Genomic DNA, 17646 nt, shown 5'->3' with positions numbered 1-17646 from the left:
TCATCGTGCCAGCCGCGCCGTCGTGTATCGCGCCCGCCCCGTCAGGTCTTCGTGGTCGCGGACCTCGGCCCAGCGGCCGGTCGCGGAGAAGATGCCAGGCACGGACTCCCCCTGGACATCCGCGTGCTCGACCCCCACCACTCCCCCGGCCCGGAGCAGCTCAGCGGCTCGGACCCCCAGCACCCGGATCGCGTCCAGTCCGTCGGCACCGGAGAAGAGCGCGAGGTGCGGGTCGTGGTCACGCGCCTCGGGCGCCACCGACTCCCACGCCTCGAGCGGCACGTAGGGCGGGTTGCACACCACGACGTCCACCTGGCCGAGCAGGTCGTCGAAAGCGGTGGCGAAGTCGCCCTGCCGCAGGTCGACTCCCGTCCCGGCCAGGTTGCGCAGCGCCCAGGCGTACGCCGGCGGGTCGGCCTCCACCGCGTGGATCGTGGCCGCGGGCAGCTCGTCGGCGAGCGACTTGGCGATCGCCCCCGAGCCGGTGCAGAGGTCGACGACGACCGGGGCGTCGAGGCGCGTCGCGGCCTCGATGGCCCAGCCGGCCAGGAGCTCGGTCTCAGGGCGCGGCGTGAACACCCCCGGGCCGACCTCCACCGAGACGTGTCGGAACCAGGCGACGCCGGTCAGGTGCTGGAGCGGCTCGCGGGCCGCGCGGCGGGCCACCAGGGCGTCGTACGCCGCCAGGTCGGCGGCTCCCACGTCGTCGACGAGAGCCAGGCGCGAACGCTCGGTCCCGAGCACGTGCGCCAGCAGCTCCGCGGCGTCGTGCTCCGGGCTGGCGACCCCCGCCTCGCGCAGCCGCCGCGCCGCGTCGGCGAGCACCTGCCGGCTCACGCGTCCAGGCTCTCCAGCCGGGCCGCGAGCTCCGCCTCGACCGAGGACTCGATGACCGGCTCGAGCGCACCGTCGAGGACCTGGTCGAGGTTGTAGGACTTGTAGCCGGTGCGGTGGTCGGAGATTCGGTTCTCGGCGTAGTTGTAGGTGCGGATCCGCTCGGAGCGGTCGACGGTGCGGACCTGGCTGCGCCGGGCGTCGCTGGCTGCGGCCGCGGCCTCCTCCTGGGCGGCGGCCAGCAACCGGGCCCGCAGGATGCGCATCGCCTGCTCGCGGTTCTGCAGCTGGCTCTTCTCGTTCTGGCAGCTCACCACGATGCCGGTCGGCACGTGGGTGATCCGGACCGCGGAGTCCGTGGTGTTGACGCTCTGGCCGCCAGGGCCGCTGCTGCGGAAGACGTCGATGCGCAGGTCGTTGTCGTCGATGGTGACATCGACCTGCTCGGCCTCGGGCAGCACCAGGACGCCGGCGGCGCTCGTGTGGATCCGCCCCTGCGACTCCGTCACCGGCACCCGCTGGACCCGGTGCACGCCGCCCTCGAACTTGAGCAGGCCGTAGGGCGCCCGGCCGGGTTCGGTCACGCCCTTGGCCTTCACCGCGAGTGTGACCGACTTGTAGCCCCCCAGGTCGGACTCGGTGGCGTCGAGGATCTCCACCTGCCACCCCTGGGTCTCGGCGTAGCGGGTGTACATCCGGAGCAGGTCGCCGGCGAACAGGGCGGACTCCTCGCCGCCCTCCCCCGACTTCACCTCGAGGATGGCGTCCTTGTCGTCGGTCGGGTCCCGCGGGACCAGGAGTCGCCGTAGCTGCTCCTCGCTGACCTGGCGCCGCTCCGCCAGCTTGTCCACCTCGCCGGCGAAGGACGGATCCTCGGCCACGAGCTCGCGGGCCGCCTCGAGATCGTCGACGAGGGCGTCGAGCTCACGCTTGGCGGCGATGATCCGGCTGAGCTCGGCGTAGCGCTGGTTGAGCTGCTTGGCCAGGCGGGCGTCCGCATGCACCTCGGGGTCGCCCAGGCGCGCCTCGAGCTCGGCGTGCTCGGCCTCCAGGCCGTCCACCGCGTCGAACATCTGGACTCCTACAAATAGCGAACGCCGACCTCCGCGACGGCGGGGGTCGGCGCTCGGAAGAAGCTAGCTCTCGGCCGGAGCGTCCTTCTTGTCAGCGGCCTTCTTGGCGTAGCGGGCCTCGAACCGGGCCACGCGGCCGCCGGTGTCGAGGATCTTCTGCTTGCCGGTGTAGAAGGGGTGGCAGTTGGAGCACACGTCGGCCCGGATCGTGCCGGACGTTGCGGTGCTGCGGGTGATGAACGTGTTGCCGCAGGTGCAGGTGACCTGGGTGTCGACGTACTCAGGGTGGATGTCGCGCTTCATGGTGTCCTCTCATGGCGCCGGGTCGCTCCCCCGATGGGGACCGTGAACCGGAGCCGACGGGTCAGGATAGTCAACCCGTCGGAGGTCGGGCGAATTCCCGGTTGTCTACCCCCGCGAACTTCGCGAGGCGCGCTCGCTCCGCTCGCAACGCTTCGATTCGCTCGCAGCGACAACTCGGCGTTTCAAGCTCCTCGGGCGAGCAGTGCTTCTACGCGGGAAGCCAGGTCCTTGGGGCTGAACGGCTTGGTGATGTAGTCGTCGGCTCCGGAGTCGTAGCCGATCTGCACGTCGGACTGCTGGGCGCGCGCGGTGAGCAGGATGACCGGGATGCCGGCCATCTCCGGGTGGGCGCGCATCTCCTTGACCGCCTCGAGGCCGGTGAGCCCAGGCATCATGATGTCGAGGACGGCCAGATCGGGGTGCTGGGTGAGGCAGGCGTCCACGGCGGCGCTGCCGTCGCCCACTGTGACGATGTCGTGCCCGAGGGTCGCGAGCTTGAACTCGACCAGCTCACGGATGTCCGCATCGTCGTCGGCAACCACGATCCTCGCCACTGGCAAACCCCCTCCAGGTCGTGCAGTGAAGGTCAGTACAGCAGGATCTGTGGCCGTTCCGTGGAGAAACGGTGTAAACCGCGGGCCGACCTGGGGTCCGGCCGTTCAGCCGTTGAACTCGCCCGGGGCGGGTGCCTCCTGCTGGACCTGGCGGAGGAACTCGATGTTGGTCGAGGACCGTTTGAGCCGCTGCAGCACCAGCCCCAACGCCTGCTTCGGCTCCAGACCCGAGAGCGAGCGACGGAGCTTCCAGAGGATCTGGAGCTCCTCCTCACCCATGAGCAGCTCCTCACGGCGGGTGCCCGAGGCGGTCGGGTCGACGGCCGGGTGGAGGCGCTCGTCCGCGAGGTCGGTGCGCAGCCGCAGCTCCATGTTGGCGGCGCTCGCGAACTCCTCGAAGATGACCTCGTCGGTCGCCGAGCCGGTCTCCACGAGCGCGGTCGCGATGATGGTCAGTGATCCGCCGCTCTCGAGGTTGCGGGCAGCCCCGAAGAACCGCTTCGGCGGGTGAAGAGCGGCCGCGTCGACGCTGCCGGCGAGCTGGCGCCCGCTGGACAGCGCCGCGAGGTTGTAGGCGCGACCGAGGCGGGTGAGCCCGTCGAGCAGCACGACGACGTCGTGGCCGAGCTCGACCAGGCGCTTGGCGCGCTCGATCGCGAGCTCCGCGACGATCGTGTGATCGGCCGGCGGCCGGTCGAACGTCGAGGCGATGACCTCACCCTTGACGGTCCGCTCGAAGTCGGTGACCTCCTCGGGCCGTTCGTCGATGAGGACCACCATCAGGTGGCATTCCGGGTTGTTGGTCGTGATCGAGGCCGCGATCGACTGCAGGATCGTGGTCTTGCCGGCCTTGGCCGGCGACACGATCAAGCCACGCTGGCCCTTGCCGATCGGCGCGGCCAGGTCGATGACCCTGCCGATCAGGTTGCCGGGGTCGGTCTCGAGACGGAGCCGCTCGGTGGGATAGAGCGGGGTCATCTTGGTGAAGTCGACGCGGTTGCGGCCGGACTCGGGGTCCATCCCGTTGACGCTGTCGATGCGCACCATCGGGTTGAACTTCTCCTTGCGCTCGCCCTCTCGGGGCTGGCGCACCTGCCCGACCACCGCGTCGCCGCGGCGCAGGCCGTACTTGCGCACCATCGACAGCGACAGGTAGACGTCGTCGACGCCCGGGAGGTAGCCACTGGTCCGGACGAACGCGTAGTTGTCCAGGACGTCGAGGATGCCGGCGGCCGGGACCAGGACGTCGTCCTCGAGGATCGTGGTGTCCGGCTCGTTGCGCTGGCCACCGGGTGCCCCCGGACGGGCCGCGCGGTCCCGGCCCCGGCGACGGCGGTTGCGACGGCCGCCCTCGCCCTCCTGGCCCTGGTCGCCCTGGTCACCCTGGTCGCCCCGCTGGTCGCCGCGCTGATCGCCACCCGGTGGCTGCTGCTCCTGGCGGTTCTGCTTGTCCTGCTGCTTGTCCTGCTGCTTGTCCTGCTGCTTGTCGCGCTGCCTGTCCTGCTGCTTGTCCTGCTGCTTGTCCTGCTGCTTGTCCTGCTGCTTGTCGCGCTGCCTGTCCTGCTGCCTGTCCTGCTGCTTGTCCTGGTCCTTGTGCTGATCCTTCTGCTGACCCTGGTGCTGGTCGTCGTGCTGCCGGCCCTGGCGGTTCTGGTCCGGGCTCGGCTCGGCTCGTACGTCGCGCTCCTGCGACCGGCCACGGGCGTGGCCTCCGGACTGGGCCGCCTTGATGGCCTCGACCAGCTGGGCCTTCTTCATCGAGCCGGCTCCGGAGATGCCGAGGCCACCGGCCATCGACTTCAGGTCGGCGAGGAGCATCGAGTTGAGTCCGCCGCTCTTCTTCTTCGCGCCCGCCTGTGGGGCCGCAGCGGCGGTGTCGATCGTTTCCGTCACGTGAGTTCCTTCTCAACGCACCCCGTGGGTGCGGGTGGAGGCACGAGCAAGACTGCTCATGCGAGTGAGGAGAGTGCTCCGGCCCCAGCCAAGTGGCGGAGTCTGTGGCCGCGCCAGGTGACCGTGCCGGATGCCGCATTAGAACGGCGTGGACTCAATGTATCACCGAGGTGACACGACTCGTGCTCCCTCGTCCGCGACGAGCAGGACGTGGTGCTCCCAGCCGACGGGACACGCGGCCGCGAGGTCGCCGGCGGAGACCAGCGTGGAGTCGGCCAGGACCAGCACGGTCGGACCTGCCCCAGAGACGACGGCGGCGTGTCCCTCGGACCGCAGCCGGTCGACCAGGGCCAGGGAGTCGGGCATCGCGGGGCGACGCTGCTCCTGGTGGAGGTAGTCACGGGTGGCGGTCAGCAGGTGCTCGGTCGCCCCGCCCAGTGCGGCGACGAGCAACGCGCTGCGCCCGGCGTCCGCGGCCGCGTCCGCGTGGGGGACCGTCTCCGGGAGCAGTCCGCGGGCCACCTCGGTCGACAGCGGGTCCGCAGGGACGAAGGCCGCTGCCACGACCCGGCCGTCGACCGGCGCCCGTACGGCGTACCACTCGCCCGCCTCGCGGCCCGAGATCACGAAGCCGCCGTAGGCCGCCGGAGCCACGTTGTCCGGATGTCCCTCGATCTCCGCCGCCAGGCGGAACAGGGCGTGGTCGTCGAGACGCTCGGGCCCGTCGCGGACGAGGGCCCGGGCCAGCACCAGCCCGCCGACGATGGCTGCCGACGAGGAGCCGAGGCCGCGGGCGTGCGGGATGGCGTTGTCGCACGCGAGCCGTAGCCCGGCCGGGGTCACTCCGAGAGCCTCGAACGCCGCGGTCATCGAGCGGACGACCAGATGGGAGGCGTCCCTCGGAACCGAGTCGGCGCCGTGACCGGTCACCTCGACCACCAGACCCTCGGGCCGCACCTCCGCCTCGAGCCGGTCACGCAGCTCCAGGGCGAGCCCCAGCGAGTCGAAGCCGGGGCCGAGGTTCGCCGAGGTCGCAGGCACCTCGACCCGCACCGGTCCCTCGACCAGGGTCACCAAGACAGCGCCTCAGACCAGCCCGGCGGCCTCGGCCGCGGCGGTCACGTCGTTATCGACGACGTGGTCGACCAGCGGCCCGACACCCTCGAGCGCGGTCGCGATGTCCTTGAGCCCGTGGCCGGTCACGGTGACGACCACCGTCGAGCCGGCATAGGACGCGCCGGCCGCGAGCCGCTGCAGCAGCCCGGCGATCCCGGCCGCCGACGCGGGTTCGACGAACACGCCGTCGCGGGAGGCGAGGTCGCGCTGCGCCGCGAGGATCTGGTCGTCGGAGACCGCCTCGAACAGCCCACCGGACTCGTCGCGTGCCGCCTCGGCGAGCTTCCAGGAGGCCGGGTTGCCGATCCGGATCGCGGTGGCCTTGGTGTCGGGGTCAGGGAAGGGCTCGCCGGTCACGAGTGGCGCCGCCCCCTCGGCCTGGAACCCGTGGATCCTCGGGAGCCTGGTCGCGAGGCCCAGGTCGGCGTACTGCGTGTAGCCGAGCCAGTAGGCCGAGATGTTGCCGGCGTTGCCCACCGGCAGCAGGTGGTAGTCGGGGGCGTCACCGAGGAAGTCAACGATCTCGAACGCCGCGGTCTTCTGGCCCTCGAGCCGGACCGGGTTGACCGAGTTGACCAGCGCGACCGGGAAGTCCCAGGCCAGCTGCTTGGCGAGACCGAGGCAGTCGTCGAAGTTGCCGCGGACCATGATCACGCGGGCGCCGTGCAGGATCGCCTGCGCCATCTTGCCGGCGGCGATCTTGCCCTCGGGCACCAGCACCAACGGCGTGAGGCCGGCCTTCGCGGCGTACGCCGCCATCGAGGCCGAGGTGTTGCCGGTGCTCGCGCACACGACCGCCTGGGCGCCGTCGGCCCTGGCCACCGAGATGGCGGCCGTCATGCCGCGGTCCTTGAAGGACCCCGTGGGGTTGCTGCCCTCGACCTTGAGCCAGACCTCGGCGCGGGCGAGGCCCGAGAGCCACTCGGAGTGCACCAGCGGCGTGCCTCCCTCGCGCAGGGTCACGGCCTCGACTCCGGCCGGGATGTCGAGGAGCTCGCGGTACTCCTCGATCACGCCGCGCCACTGGTGGGTCCTGACGGGAAGCGAGGTGCTCACTCGTCTCCCCCCTCGACCCGCATCACCGAGGTGACCTCGCGGACGATGTCCATGCCGCGCAGGTGCTCGACGGTCGCGGCGAGCTGCGCGTCGGTCGCGGTGTGCGAGACGACGACGAGCTGGGCGTCGGCGCCACGGCCCTCCTGGCGGACCGTCTGGATCGAGACGCCGTGCTCGGCGAACGCCGTGGCGACCTGGGCCAGGACGCCGGCCCGGTCGTCGACGTCGATGGCGACGTGGTAGCGGGTGACGGTCTCCCCCATCGGGAGCACCGCCCGGTCGGCGTAGGCCGACTCGCCGGCGCCACGGGTGCCCGCCACTCTGTTGCGGGCGACGGTCACCAGGTCGCCCATCACCGCTGACGCGGTGGGTGCGCCGCCCGCGCCCGGGCCGTAGAACATGAGCTGCCCGGCGGCTTCGGACTCGACGAACACCGCGTTGAAAGCGCCGCGCACCGAGGCGAGCGGGTGGCTGTCGGGGATCATCGCAGGGTGGACGCGGACGGCCACCGCCTCTTCCCCACCCGGCTCTTCGGTCAGCGGCCGGAGCTCGCAGATGGCGAGCAGCTTGACCACGCTGCCCATGTCCCGAGCCGACTGGACGTCGGCGGCGGTGACCTCGGCGATGCCCTCGCGGTGCACGTCAGCGGCGGTCACCCGGGAGTGGAAGGCGAGCGAGGCCAGGATCGCCGCCTTGGCGGCAGCGTCGAAGCCCTCGACGTCCGCGGTGGGGTCGGCCTCGGCGTAGCCGAGCTCCTGGGCCTCCTCCAGAGCCTCGGAGAACCCCGCTCCCGTGGTCTCCATCTTGTCGAGGATGAAGTTGGTGGTGCCGTTGACGATGCCCAGGACCCGGGTGACCCGGTCCCCGGCCAGCGACTCGCGCAGTGGACGGAGGATCGGGATGGCGCCCGCGACGGCGGCCTCGTAGTAGAGGTCGCGCCCCGCCTTCTCGGCGGCCTCGTAGATCGTGGGACCGTCCTCGGCGAGCAGCGCCTTGTTGGCGGTGACCACGCTGGCGCCGTTCTCGAGCGCGGCGAGGATGAGCGACCGGGCCGGCTCGATGCCGCCGATCACCTCGACGACGACGTCGACGTCCTCGCGGGCGACCAGGCCGGCGGCGTCGGTGGTGAGCAGCCCCTCGGGCACGTCGACCTCGCGGGGCGCGTCGAGACGGCGTACGGCGACACCGACCAGCTCGACGGGCGTGCCGATCCGCGCCTCGAGGTCACCGGCCTGCTCCCGCAGGAGTCGCACCACCTGCGAGCCCACCGAGCCGCAGCCGAGCACGGCCACCTTGATGCTCACAGCTCCACACCCATATCCGTCGCCAACAGGTCGTCCTCAGTCTCGCGCCGCAGCAGCACCCGCGCGACCCCGTCCCGCACGGCCACCACCGGCGGACGCAGTGCGTGGTTGTAGTTGGAGGCCATCGACCGGCAGTAGGCACCGGTGCCGGGCACCGCGACCAGGTCGCCGGGCGCGAGGTCGCCCGGCAGGAACTCGTCGCGCACCACGATGTCACCCGCCTCGCAGTGCTTGCCCACCACCCGCGAGAGCACCGGGGTCGCGGACGAGGCCCGGTTGGCGATCGTGCAGGAGTAGTCGGCGTCGTAGAGCGCCGTGCGGACGTTGTCACTCATCCCGCCGTCGACCGACACGTAGGAGCGGACCGCGCCCCCGTCGAGCTCGACCGGCTTGACCGTGCCGACGGTGTAGACGGTGCAGGTCGACGGGCCCACGATCGCCCGGCCCGGCTCGATCGACAGCCTCGGCTGGTCGATCTCGAGGGCCTTGCACTCGTGCTCGACGATCTTGGTGATCTCGGTGGCGAGCTGGGCGGGGTCGCTCGGGTCGTCCTGGGTCGTGTAGGCGATGCCGAAGCCGCCGCCGAGGTCGAGCTCCGGCATGTCGACCCCGAGCTCCGCGGAGATCCGGGCGTGCAGGGCCAGCACCCGGCGGGCGGCGACCTCGAAGCCGGAGGAGTCGAAGATCTGGCTGCCGATGTGGCTGTGCAGGCCGAGCAGGTCCAGTCCGGGGGCGTCCTGCACGCGGCGGACGGCCTCCCAGGCGTCGCCCGAGGTGATCGAGAACCCGAACTTCTGGTCCTCGTGGGCGGTGGCGATGTATTCGTGGGTGTGCGCCTCGACACCCGCGGTCACGCGCACCATCACCGGCTGGGTCCGGCCGAGGTCGTCGGTGATCTGCGCGAGCCGCTCGATCTCGACGAACGAGTCGAGCACGATCCGGCCGACACCCTCGGCGACCGCGCGGCGCAGCTCGGCGTAGGTCTTGTTGTTGCCGTGGTAGCCGATCCGCGCCGGGTCGAACCCGGCCTTGAGCGCCACCGTCAGCTCCCCGGCCGAGCAGACGTCGAGGTTGAGCCCCTCCTCGGCGATCCACTGGGCGACCGTGGTGCAGAGGAACGCCTTGCCGGCGTAGAAGACGTCGTAGTCCACGAACGCCTCGCGGAACGCCCGCGCCCGAGCCCGGAAGTCCGCCTCGTCGAGGACGTACGCCGGGGTGTTGACGTCGGCGACCAGCTCGGGGATCGACAGTCCGCCGACGGTCAGCTCCCCGTCGGCGTTCTTGTGAGCGGTCAGCGACCAGAGGTGCGGGACGAGCGCGTTGGGGTCGGCGGGTGGCTGCAACCACGCCGGACCGCGCAGCGCGCCGGGTGCGTGGGCCCAGCCCGCCTCATGGGTGGTGCTCACCCCTACATCCGATCCGGGGCGCTGACGCCGAGGAGGGCCAGGCCGTTGGCGAGGACGGTCCGTGTGGCGGCGACGAGCAGCAGCCGGGCCCGGTGCAGGTCGTTCGGCTCCTCGTCACCCATGGGCAGCACCCGGCAGGTGTCGTAGAAGCGGTGGTAGGACGCGGCGGTGTCCTCGAGGTAGCGCGCGACCCGGTGCGGTTCCCGCAGCTGGGCGGCCGCCGCGACGACCCGCGGGTAGTCGGCCAGCGCCCGCAGCAGCTCGCCCTCCTTCTCGTGGGTCAGCAGCGCGGGATCAACCTCGCCCTTCTCGGGGTCGAGCCCGAGGTCGGCGCCGTTGCGGAGCAGCGACGCGACCCGGGCGTGGGCGTACTGGACGTAGTAGACGGGGTTGTCGCTGGACGCCTTGGTGATCTGCTCGATGTCGAGGGTCAGCGGGGAGTCCGATGGATAGCGCGCCAGGGAGTAGCGCAGCGCGTCGACGCCGATCTCGTCCATCAGCTCGAGCAGGGTGACCAGGTCGCCCGCCCGCTTGGACAGCCTGACCTCCTCACCGCCCTTCATGATCTTGACCATCTGGCCGATCAGGACCTCGATGTTGTTGTCGGGGTCGTCCCCGGCACAGGCGGCCATCGCCCGGAGCCGGTTGACGTAGCCGTGGTGGTCGGCGCCGAGGAGGTAGATGCAGCGGTCGAAGCCCCGGTTGCGCTTGTCGACGTAGTAGGCGGTGTCGCTGGCGAAGTAGGTCAGCTCACCGTTGGTCCTGATGAGCACCCGGTCCTTGTCGTCGCCGAAGTCGGTGGTCCGCATCCACAGCGCGCCGTCGGCGTCGTACAGGTGCCCCTGGTCCCGCAGCTTCTCCAGCTGGGCGGCCACGTCGCCCTTGTGGAGCTCACGCTCGGAGAACCAGACGTCGAACTCCGTGTGGAACCGGGCGAGCTCGGCCTTCTGCTCGGCCAGCTGGGCGGTGTAGCCCGCCTCCCGGAACGCCTCGGTCCGCGCCTCGCCCTCGAGCTCGAGGATCGCCGGGTCGGCGGCGACGACATGCTTGGCCAGGTCGGCGATGTAGGCGCCGTGGTAGCCGTCCGCCGGCACCGGCTGCCCGAGCGCGGCGGCCTCGATCGAGGCGCCGAAGAGGTTCATCTGGTTGCCGCGGTCATTGATGTAGAACTCCCGGGCGACCGACGCCCCCGCCGCCTGCAGCACCCGGGCGATGGCGTCACCGACCACGGCCCAGCGGGTGTGGCCCAGGTGGAGCGGACCGGTCGGGTTGGCCGAGATGAACTCGACGTTGATGCGCTCGCCGGCCAGGGTCTCGGTGGTGCCGTAGGCCGCACCCGCGGCCACGACCTGCGCCGCGACCAGTCCCTGAGCGCCCGCCTCGACGGTGATGTTGAGGAAGCCCGGCCCCGCGATGTCTACCTTCGCGATTCCCTCGACGGCGCTCAGCCGCTCCTGCACCGCGCTCGCCAGCTCCCGCGGGTTCATGCCCGCCTTCTTGGCCAGCTGCAGCGCGACGTTGGTCGCGTAGTCCCCGTGCTCCTTCTGCCGCGGCCGCTCGACCGTGACCGTGGTCGGGACGCCGTCCGGCAGGGTGAGCGCACCCTCGTCGGACAGGGACGTCAGCACGCCGACGATCGCGGTGGACAGCTCTTCCGGAGTCACCGGCCAAGGGTATCGGCGGCTCGTCACACCCTTCGCACCAGTTTCCTGGCGCGGACGCCGCACAGGTATGGTTCCGACGTCCCGAGCCCCCGTAGCTCAGGGGATAGAGCACCGCCCTCCGGAGGCGGGAGCGTAGGTTCGAATCCTACCGGGGGCGCTTCCCGCCAGTGGGCGGTTCGCACCGCCGCTGGACGAGGTCACGGACCGAGCTTCAGCTGCTCTCCGAGCTCCTCGGTCAGGTACTCCGCATAGCTGACGCTGACGTGTGCCCTGTCACGGCGGGCGATGTAGTCGCCGATGACCGAGGGGCATTTCCCGTAGGCGCAGAACCACTGGGTCGTCGTCACGTACTCGGCGCCGGCGGCGAGGGCGCCGTCGCGCAGGGAATCAGCGAAGCGGATGCCGGTCGCGTTGCCCTCCGACATACAGCCGAGGAGGGTGGCGTCGCGCTCGGAGAGGCAGTCGCCGGGCTGGAACGTCAGGTCCGGGGGGTCGCCGATGAGGATGACCCGGCCCGCGTGCGGCGCGAGGCGCTCGACCTCGCTGGTCATCCCGGCGCCGTACATCCCGACGAGCGTGTCGAGGTCGGTGACGTGCTCGCCGTCGGCGCCCTCGAAGCCGTTGGGGTTGGCCTGCGAGCCGAGGACGACGACCTCGGGCTGCATCTCCTCGACCTGCTCGACCGCCCAGTCCTGGAACGCCTCGCACAGCACCGCCGGACCGGTGTCGTTGTTGAGCCAGGGGGTGACGTCGGAGGAGGGGCAGCCCTCGCGCACCAGGAAGTAGGCCGTGTAGCCGTGCCGCCTGCCGAGCTCGTCGAGGGCGGGGATCCACTGGCGTGCGTGCGAGTCGCCGATCAGCACCAGCGTCTTGTCGCCGTTCGGGTCACCACGCGGGCACAGCGGCCGGTCTTGGTTGATCTCGAAGTACTCGCACTCCCCCACGTCCGGGCGGTCGTCGTAGACGTCGAGGACCGGGGGCTTCAGGTCGGCGGGGATGTCGAAGCCGTTCTCGGCAGCGAGCACGGAGGCCTCGACAAGCGCGACCACCGGGTCCTTGCTGAACTGCGGCTCGGGGTCGCCCGGCTCCTGACCGAAGTCGGCCACCGTGATCGCCGGCCCGCCCTCGGTCAGCTGTTGCTCAACCGCCCGGTCGGCGCCGGCCAGCAGGGGCAGCGTCAGCACCACGACTGCCGGGTAGAGCAGGACACCCCGCAGGTTCTGCACGCTGAGCCTCGATCCAGCGGCCCGGGGGCGGCGGAAGGGCTCCTCGACGAACCGGTAGGTGAGACCCGACAGCGCCGTGGCCACCGCGACCACCGCAAGCCCGGACCAGCCCGACGGCGTTCCCCAGACGGCCCCGGCCAGGATCAGCAGCGGCCAGTGCCAGAGGTAGAGCGAGTAGGACCAGTCCCCGATCGTCCGGACGGGCGCCAGCGACAGTCCGGCCTGGGGTCCCCAGGACGCCGCGCCCAGCCCGCCCACCAGCAGCAGGGCCGAGCCGACGACCGGCAGCGCCGCGGCGTACCCCGGGAACAGCGTGGACTCGTCGAAGCCGAGGGCGGCGACCAGCACGGCGACCAGCCCCGCCCAGGAGAGACCGGCCAGCAGGCCGGGCGCCAGCCGCGCCAGCCGGGGCGCCAGGCAGGCGGCCAGCGCGCCGAGCGCCAGCTCCCAAGCCCGGGTGAACGGCGAGAAGTACGCCGTGACCGTGTCGGTCTGGGTCTGCACCACCGACCAGGCGAACGAGACCAGGACGATCGCGGTGAGCACCGGCACCGCCACGTCGTGCACGGCCCGCGGCTGGGCGCGGGCCCCGCGTCGTGACCTCGCGACGAGCAGGCACAGCAGCAGGACCAGCAGCGGCCAGACGAGGTAGAACTGCTCCTCGACCGCAAGCGACCAGTAGTGCTGCAGCGGTGATGGCGCGGCCTCGGCCTGGAAGTAGTCGGTGCCGTCGATGGTCAGCTTGATGTTGGCGGCGAAGAACGTCGCCCAGACCGCGTCCTCGATCGCCCGGCTCGACTCGACCGCGCCGAGCAGGAGCACCGACCCGGCGACGGTCGCGAGCAGGACCAGCGTGGCCGCGGGCAGGATCCGGCGCGCCCTCCGGGCGTAGAAGCCCAGCAGCGACACCCGCCCCGAGCGCTCGGCCTCGCGCACCAGCAGCGAGGTGATGAGGAAGCCCGAGATCACGAAGAAGACGTCGACCCCCACGAACCCGCCCGTGAAGGGCCCGATCCGGGCGTGGTCGAGCGCCACCAGCAGCACGGCCAGGGCGCGGAGTCCCTGGATGTCCTGCCGGAAGCCGCGATGCACCCGCACAGGGTACGGACGGGCTATGCCGAACCGCCCAAAAGGACTACTAACGTTTCTGGTCCTCGCCCGTTGTCAGGTCAGGATCACCTGGGAAACCGTGAATGTGTCCCCGAGTGGCTCCCCCACCCCGATAATTCCAACGGCTCGCCCATCCGGGGAGGCTGCGCCGTGACGAGGAGAAGGCAGGCATCGTGAACAGGAATCTGAGGAAGGCGGTCGCGGTCTCGGCCGTGTTCGCCGCGGCGCTTGCGGGCGGGTTGAGCTCGAACGCCGCTGCGGTCGCCAAGACGAGCCAGAGTGCGGCCAAGGGCGGCGCGATCACGCAGTTCGGCTACAAGGCCAACGTCTTCGGTACCAAGGTCGTCGTCAACGGCGTGGAGCTCCGGAACCTCAAGGACGCGCTGGCGGTGCAGAAGTGCACTCGTCAGCTGCGCGGCGAGACGGTCAAGGGCTCGGCGCTCGGCACCGACACCCTCCCCATCGGGAATGACCTGATCAGGATCTCGCCGAGCACCAGCAAGACGCTCACCTACCGCGCCGGCGACCGCTACGGCGTCCGCGGCACCAACGTGATCGCCGACATCAAGGTCGGCGGCACCATCGACGTCGCGGGCACGCCCGTGTCCACGCCGGTCCTCAAGATCGAGGGCTTGACGTCCGTGGCCGACTCGTGGAACGACACCGGGGCCAACGGCGGCAAGGGCAAGTTCGGCCACGACGAGAGCTTCGGCTTCGGCGGGATCTCGCTCGAGATCCCCGAGGGCGGGCCCATCCCGCCGGAGGTCCAGGACCTCCTGGACATCATCCAGGACAACCTGCCGATCACCCAGACGGTCAACCAGATCATCGACCTGCTGGAGTCCGTGGGCACGATCGAGATCCCCGGTCTCGGCACGCTGGCGCTCGGTCACACCACCGGCAAGGCCACCAACCACTACGCCGAAGCCAACGCCTACGCCCTGAAGATCCAGGTCGACAACCCGCAGGACGGCTCCAAGACCGTGCTGCAGCTCGGCCGCGCGACCAGCAAGATCACAGACGGCGTCGAGTCCGGCGTCTTCCGCTCCACCATGTCCGCGCTGGACCTCAAGATCGGCGACCTCGTGCAGTTCGCCGGTGTGAGCCCGCAGAACATCCCGTGCAGCGGCACCAACGGCAATGTCAAGTCCCAGAAGGTCGGCGCCGCATCGGTGCTCGGTCTCGTCAACCTGTCCAACGTGAAGTACAGCTGGATGGGCAAGCAGCAGCCCAAGGGCAAGGCCAAGGGCTTTGTCCAGACCGAGATCGGCACCGTTGAGATCCCGGCCGCCGACATCAAGATCGGCGGGCTCCTCTCCCGGGTCAACCTGAAGAGCAAGGGCCTCAACAAGAAGGTCAAGCGCAAGGTGACCACGTCACTCGGCTCGGTGACCATCGCCGGCACACCGGTCAGCCTCGCCCCGGGACAGACCTACGCCTTCGACGGCGGCACCCTGCGCTACCAGGTCATCCAGAACGACGACTTCTACGGCACCGAGGTCCGCGCCCTGCAGATCACGTTGTTCGAGCAGAACGTCGTCCTCACCCTGGGCCAGGCAGCGGGTCGCATCTTCTTCAAGTGACCCACAGCAGCATCCCGGCGCCGGGCGTCTCCCCTCGGGGAGGCGCCCGGTGCCGCGTGCGCTCCGCGAGCGCAGCGAGCCTTGCGAGCGGAGCGAGCGCTCCCCGCGATCGCGGGGGTGTCAGAGGGCCGACTCGTAGAGGCGTACGTCGTCGGCGTAGTGGGTCTCGAGCAGAGCTCGGACCGCCGTGTCGACGTCGCTGTCCCGGGTCGGCGAGACGTTGGCGCGGTCGAGCGCCGGCGGTGGGATCTCGAGCCGCTCGGCCATCCAGGCCGCGGCGTCGGCGAGGTGCTCGTAGCGGTAGATGCGGTCCACCAGCACCCGGCCCTCCAGGTTGGTGACGAAGTTCCAGGCGGTGCCCAGCGGCACCTCGCCCGAGACGAGCTGCTCGGCGAACTCGGCGAACGTCGTGCCGCCGGTCGACTTCTCGGCCGCCGCCTCCGGCCGCGAGCGGTAGCGCCACCACGAGAGCGCGCGGTCCACCGGGTGCCTGGCGAGGCACACCGTCTCGTAGCTGGAGCGCGGATGGCCGTAGCGCTCCAGCCACGGCGCCATCACGTTCTCGAACGTCGCCGCGGACATGTGCTTCATGCCGGGCGGCTGCCGGAAGAGGATCTGGGCGTGCCGGCTGAAGTGCTTCTGGATCGCGGTCGAGCCGGCCTTCGGCATCGACAGGAACACGAAGCCGGCGTGCGCCATCGCCATCATCGGCGCACCCCGCACACCCCGGTCAGCACCTCTCGAGGGTGGCGTCGTCGCGGGCTTGGTCGCCGTAGCGGCGAGCCTGGTCGGTGTAGGGCAGGACGACACTGGCCCCGCCCACGTTGCCGATGGAGCCCTGGACCACGCAGGTGGTGAACTTCCGTGCGCGCAGCGTGGTGAGCGCGTGCGCGATCCGGTAGAGCACGGCCGGCGACACGTTGGTGTCCATGTTTGCCATCGCACTGAGCACCCCACGCTCGAGGAAGCCACGGGTGCCGGCCTTCTCGCGGATCTTGTGGTGGATGCCGCGCAGGATCCGCTGCTGGTTGGCCGAGCGGTCGAAGTCGCCGCCGATCAGACCCTTGCGGACCCGCGCATAGGCCAGGGCGGTGTAGCCGCCGAGACGGATCTTCCCCTTCTTGAACCCCTGCGCCTTCAGGTAGGGATCGCTGAACGCGACCGGGTTGTGGACGTAGAAGCCGCCGATCGTGGTGACCATCTTCTGGAAGGTCTTGAAGCCCGTGACGAACACGTAGTCCGGCTGGATCCCGACCAGGTTGCCGACGGTCTCGCCGAGCAGCTGCGGGCCGCCGTAGTAGAGGGCGGCGTTGACCCGGTTGCTGCCGACGCCGGGAATGGGCACGTAGCTGTCCCGTGGGATGCCGATGGCGGTGGCGGCACCGGTCCTGGTGTTGATGCCGACGAGCTGCAGGGCGTCCCCGCGGGTGCGGGTCATCTCCTCGCCCGGTCGCGCGTCGGACCCGACGGCGAGGATCCACAGGACGTCGGGGTTGACGTCGACGCTCTTGGCGCGCTCGAGCTCGACGAGCACCATCTCGGGTGGCTTCACCGTCGAATCGGGCACGGTCACGGTCGCGACCGCAAGCACCAGACCCAGGAGGAGCGGGGTGAGCCAGCGAGGACGTCGGCGACTGCGGCCCAGGGTGGTGTTCATGCGACGGGTGGTGTTCATGCGACCACGCTCCGGATGACGTCGTAGCCGAACACTCGCCAGCCACCGCCCTCGTCAGCGAGCAGCAGGTAGCCCTTGACCCGCTCGGTGCGCTCCAGCTCGCCCACGGTCCGGAAGTCGAGCGTGAACCGGGCGGTGACGCCCTGCGGCTTGCCCTTGACCGCCATCACGTCGAGCGCGACCCGGCGCTTGGTGCCGGTGGCCGCGTCGATCCGGTCGGCGATGTCGGTGTTGCTGAGGAGGTCGGCGTCGCGCTCGGCATCCGCGCGGGCACCTTCGGTGAACGAGGCGTAGGCCTTGTCGAACGAGCTGCGGGGGAAGTCGCCCAGGTAGGCGTTGTCGAAGAACTCGTCGACCAGCGCGGACACGTCCGACTTCAGCCGCTCCTTCTGCTTCGCACCCAGCTTGCCGATCACCCTGCCGACCGTCGTCTTGGTGGTGATGGGGCGCGCGGCCTCTGTCGGGCTGCCCGAGTCGGTCGACTCGTCGGGCTCGCTGGCCGACGGCGGGTCGCTCTCGGGCTCGTCGCCACTGCAGCCACCGATGACCGCGACAGAGGTCACCAGGACGGCCACCAGCACGGCCAGTGGCCGCAGGAGCCGGCTTCGAACGAGGTCGGGGTGCATCTTGTGATCAGCCATGTCTGCCGAAGTCTTCAATCCCTCTGTGGCACTCGTACGACGTCAGCACAAGCCTGCCTGACGCCACGGCGTTTCGTGGACAACCCACCGCTGCAATTGTGTGTGCGGGAGGACTAGCCTGGATCCTCGTGACGCGACCTGCGCGCCACAGTCAGCACCTCCAGTCGAGCACCTCCAACGGAAGAGGCGAAACCAGCCGTGCCGCAGT

General features: G+C 70.6%; 15 protein-coding genes and 1 tRNA gene. 2 read left to right on the top strand and 14 right to left on the bottom strand.

All coding sequences use genetic code 11. The features are described from left to right. The 10 genes from prmC to argS form a co-directional block, all read right to left on the bottom strand. Complete coding sequence (prmC, locus tag ACYVC6_RS15080) at positions 1-837, bottom strand: peptide chain release factor N(5)-glutamine methyltransferase (RefSeq protein ID WP_460715203.1); 837 nt, start codon at positions 835-837, stop codon at positions 1-3. Beyond that, a complete protein-coding gene (gene prfA, locus ACYVC6_RS15075; RefSeq protein ID WP_460715202.1) occupies positions 834-1907 on the bottom strand; it encodes a peptide chain release factor 1 in 1074 nt (357 codons plus the stop codon). Before prfA ends, prmC begins: the two co-directional genes overlap by 4 nt. 63 nt (positions 1908-1970) lie before the next feature. Continuing rightward, the gene (gene rpmE / locus ACYVC6_RS15070) at positions 1971-2210 is read right to left on the bottom strand and encodes a 50S ribosomal protein L31 (protein ID WP_460715201.1); all 240 of its coding nucleotides are present in this window, start codon (positions 2208-2210) and stop codon (positions 1971-1973) included. 182 nt (positions 2211-2392) lie between these two features. Continuing rightward, entirely contained in the window at positions 2393-2764 is a 372-nt protein-coding gene (locus ACYVC6_RS15065) for a response regulator transcription factor (protein WP_292676491.1), read from the bottom strand. Positions 2765-2869: 105 nt separating this feature from the next. Continuing rightward, the gene (gene rho / locus ACYVC6_RS15060; RefSeq protein ID WP_460715200.1) at positions 2870-4657 is read right to left on the bottom strand and encodes a transcription termination factor Rho; all 1788 of its coding nucleotides are present in this window, start codon (positions 4655-4657) and stop codon (positions 2870-2872) included. Positions 4658-4819: 162 nt separating this feature from the next. Continuing rightward, positions 4820-5731: a homoserine kinase gene (gene thrB / locus ACYVC6_RS15055; RefSeq protein ID WP_460715199.1), complete on the bottom strand. Its 912-nt coding sequence runs from the start codon at positions 5729-5731 to the stop codon at positions 4820-4822. A 12-nt stretch (positions 5732-5743) separates the two neighbouring features. Continuing rightward, the gene (thrC, locus tag ACYVC6_RS15050; RefSeq protein WP_460715198.1) at positions 5744-6829 is read right to left on the bottom strand and encodes a threonine synthase; all 1086 of its coding nucleotides are present in this window, start codon (positions 6827-6829) and stop codon (positions 5744-5746) included. Further along, complete coding sequence (locus ACYVC6_RS15045; protein ID WP_460715197.1) at positions 6826-8133, bottom strand: homoserine dehydrogenase; 1308 nt, start codon at positions 8131-8133, stop codon at positions 6826-6828. Before ACYVC6_RS15045 ends, thrC begins: the two co-directional genes overlap by 4 nt. Beyond that, positions 8130-9539, bottom strand: coding sequence for a diaminopimelate decarboxylase (lysA, locus tag ACYVC6_RS15040; RefSeq protein ID WP_460715196.1), 1410 nt, complete (start codon positions 9537-9539; stop codon positions 8130-8132). The genes ACYVC6_RS15045 and lysA overlap by 4 nt, the downstream gene beginning before the upstream one ends. Positions 9540-9541: 2 nt before the next feature. Next, positions 9542-11203 carry an arginine--tRNA ligase gene (argS, locus tag ACYVC6_RS15035; RefSeq protein ID WP_460715195.1) on the bottom strand — a complete coding sequence of 554 codons (1662 nt, stop codon included), beginning with the start codon at positions 11201-11203 and terminating at the stop codon, positions 9542-9544. Between the two features lie 85 nt (positions 11204-11288). Between argS and ACYVC6_RS15030 the strand changes: the two genes are divergently transcribed. Next, positions 11289-11360: transfer RNA gene (locus tag ACYVC6_RS15030), tRNA-Arg, on the top strand. 40 nt (positions 11361-11400) lie between these two features. Here the strand turns inward: ACYVC6_RS15030 and ACYVC6_RS15025 are convergent. After that, positions 11401-13521, bottom strand: coding sequence for an acyltransferase family protein (locus tag ACYVC6_RS15025; RefSeq protein WP_460715194.1), 2121 nt, complete (start codon positions 13519-13521; stop codon positions 11401-11403). Positions 13522-13712: 191 nt separating this feature from the next. Here ACYVC6_RS15025 and ACYVC6_RS15020 point away from each other — a divergent pair, with 191 nt between their 5' ends. Further along, complete coding sequence (locus ACYVC6_RS15020) at positions 13713-15122, top strand: choice-of-anchor P family protein (protein WP_460715193.1); 1410 nt, start codon at positions 13713-13715, stop codon at positions 15120-15122. Positions 15123-15242: 120 nt separating this feature from the next. On the opposite strand, the gene ACYVC6_RS15015 is transcribed toward ACYVC6_RS15020, so the two are convergent. Genes ACYVC6_RS15015 through ACYVC6_RS15005 form a run of 3 tightly spaced genes read right to left on the bottom strand, consistent with a single transcriptional unit; the run spans position 15243 to position 17438 of the window. Further along, entirely contained in the window at positions 15243-15845 is a 603-nt protein-coding gene (locus ACYVC6_RS15015) for a sulfotransferase family 2 domain-containing protein (RefSeq protein WP_460715191.1), read from the bottom strand. 7 nt (positions 15846-15852) lie between these two features. After that, on the bottom strand, positions 15853-16797 hold the full coding sequence (locus tag ACYVC6_RS15010) for an LCP family protein (RefSeq protein ID WP_460715190.1): 945 nt from the start codon (positions 16795-16797) through the stop codon (positions 15853-15855). After that, complete coding sequence (locus tag ACYVC6_RS15005) at positions 16794-17438, bottom strand: hypothetical protein (RefSeq protein WP_460715189.1); 645 nt, start codon at positions 17436-17438, stop codon at positions 16794-16796. The genes ACYVC6_RS15010 and ACYVC6_RS15005 overlap by 4 nt, the downstream gene beginning before the upstream one ends. Positions 17439-17646 lie beyond the last annotated feature (208 nt).

Source organism: Nocardioides dilutus, assembly GCF_054779555.1.
The sequence above is the reverse complement of the archived record's forward strand: the minus strand, read 5'-3'. Positions and strand labels throughout refer to the sequence as shown.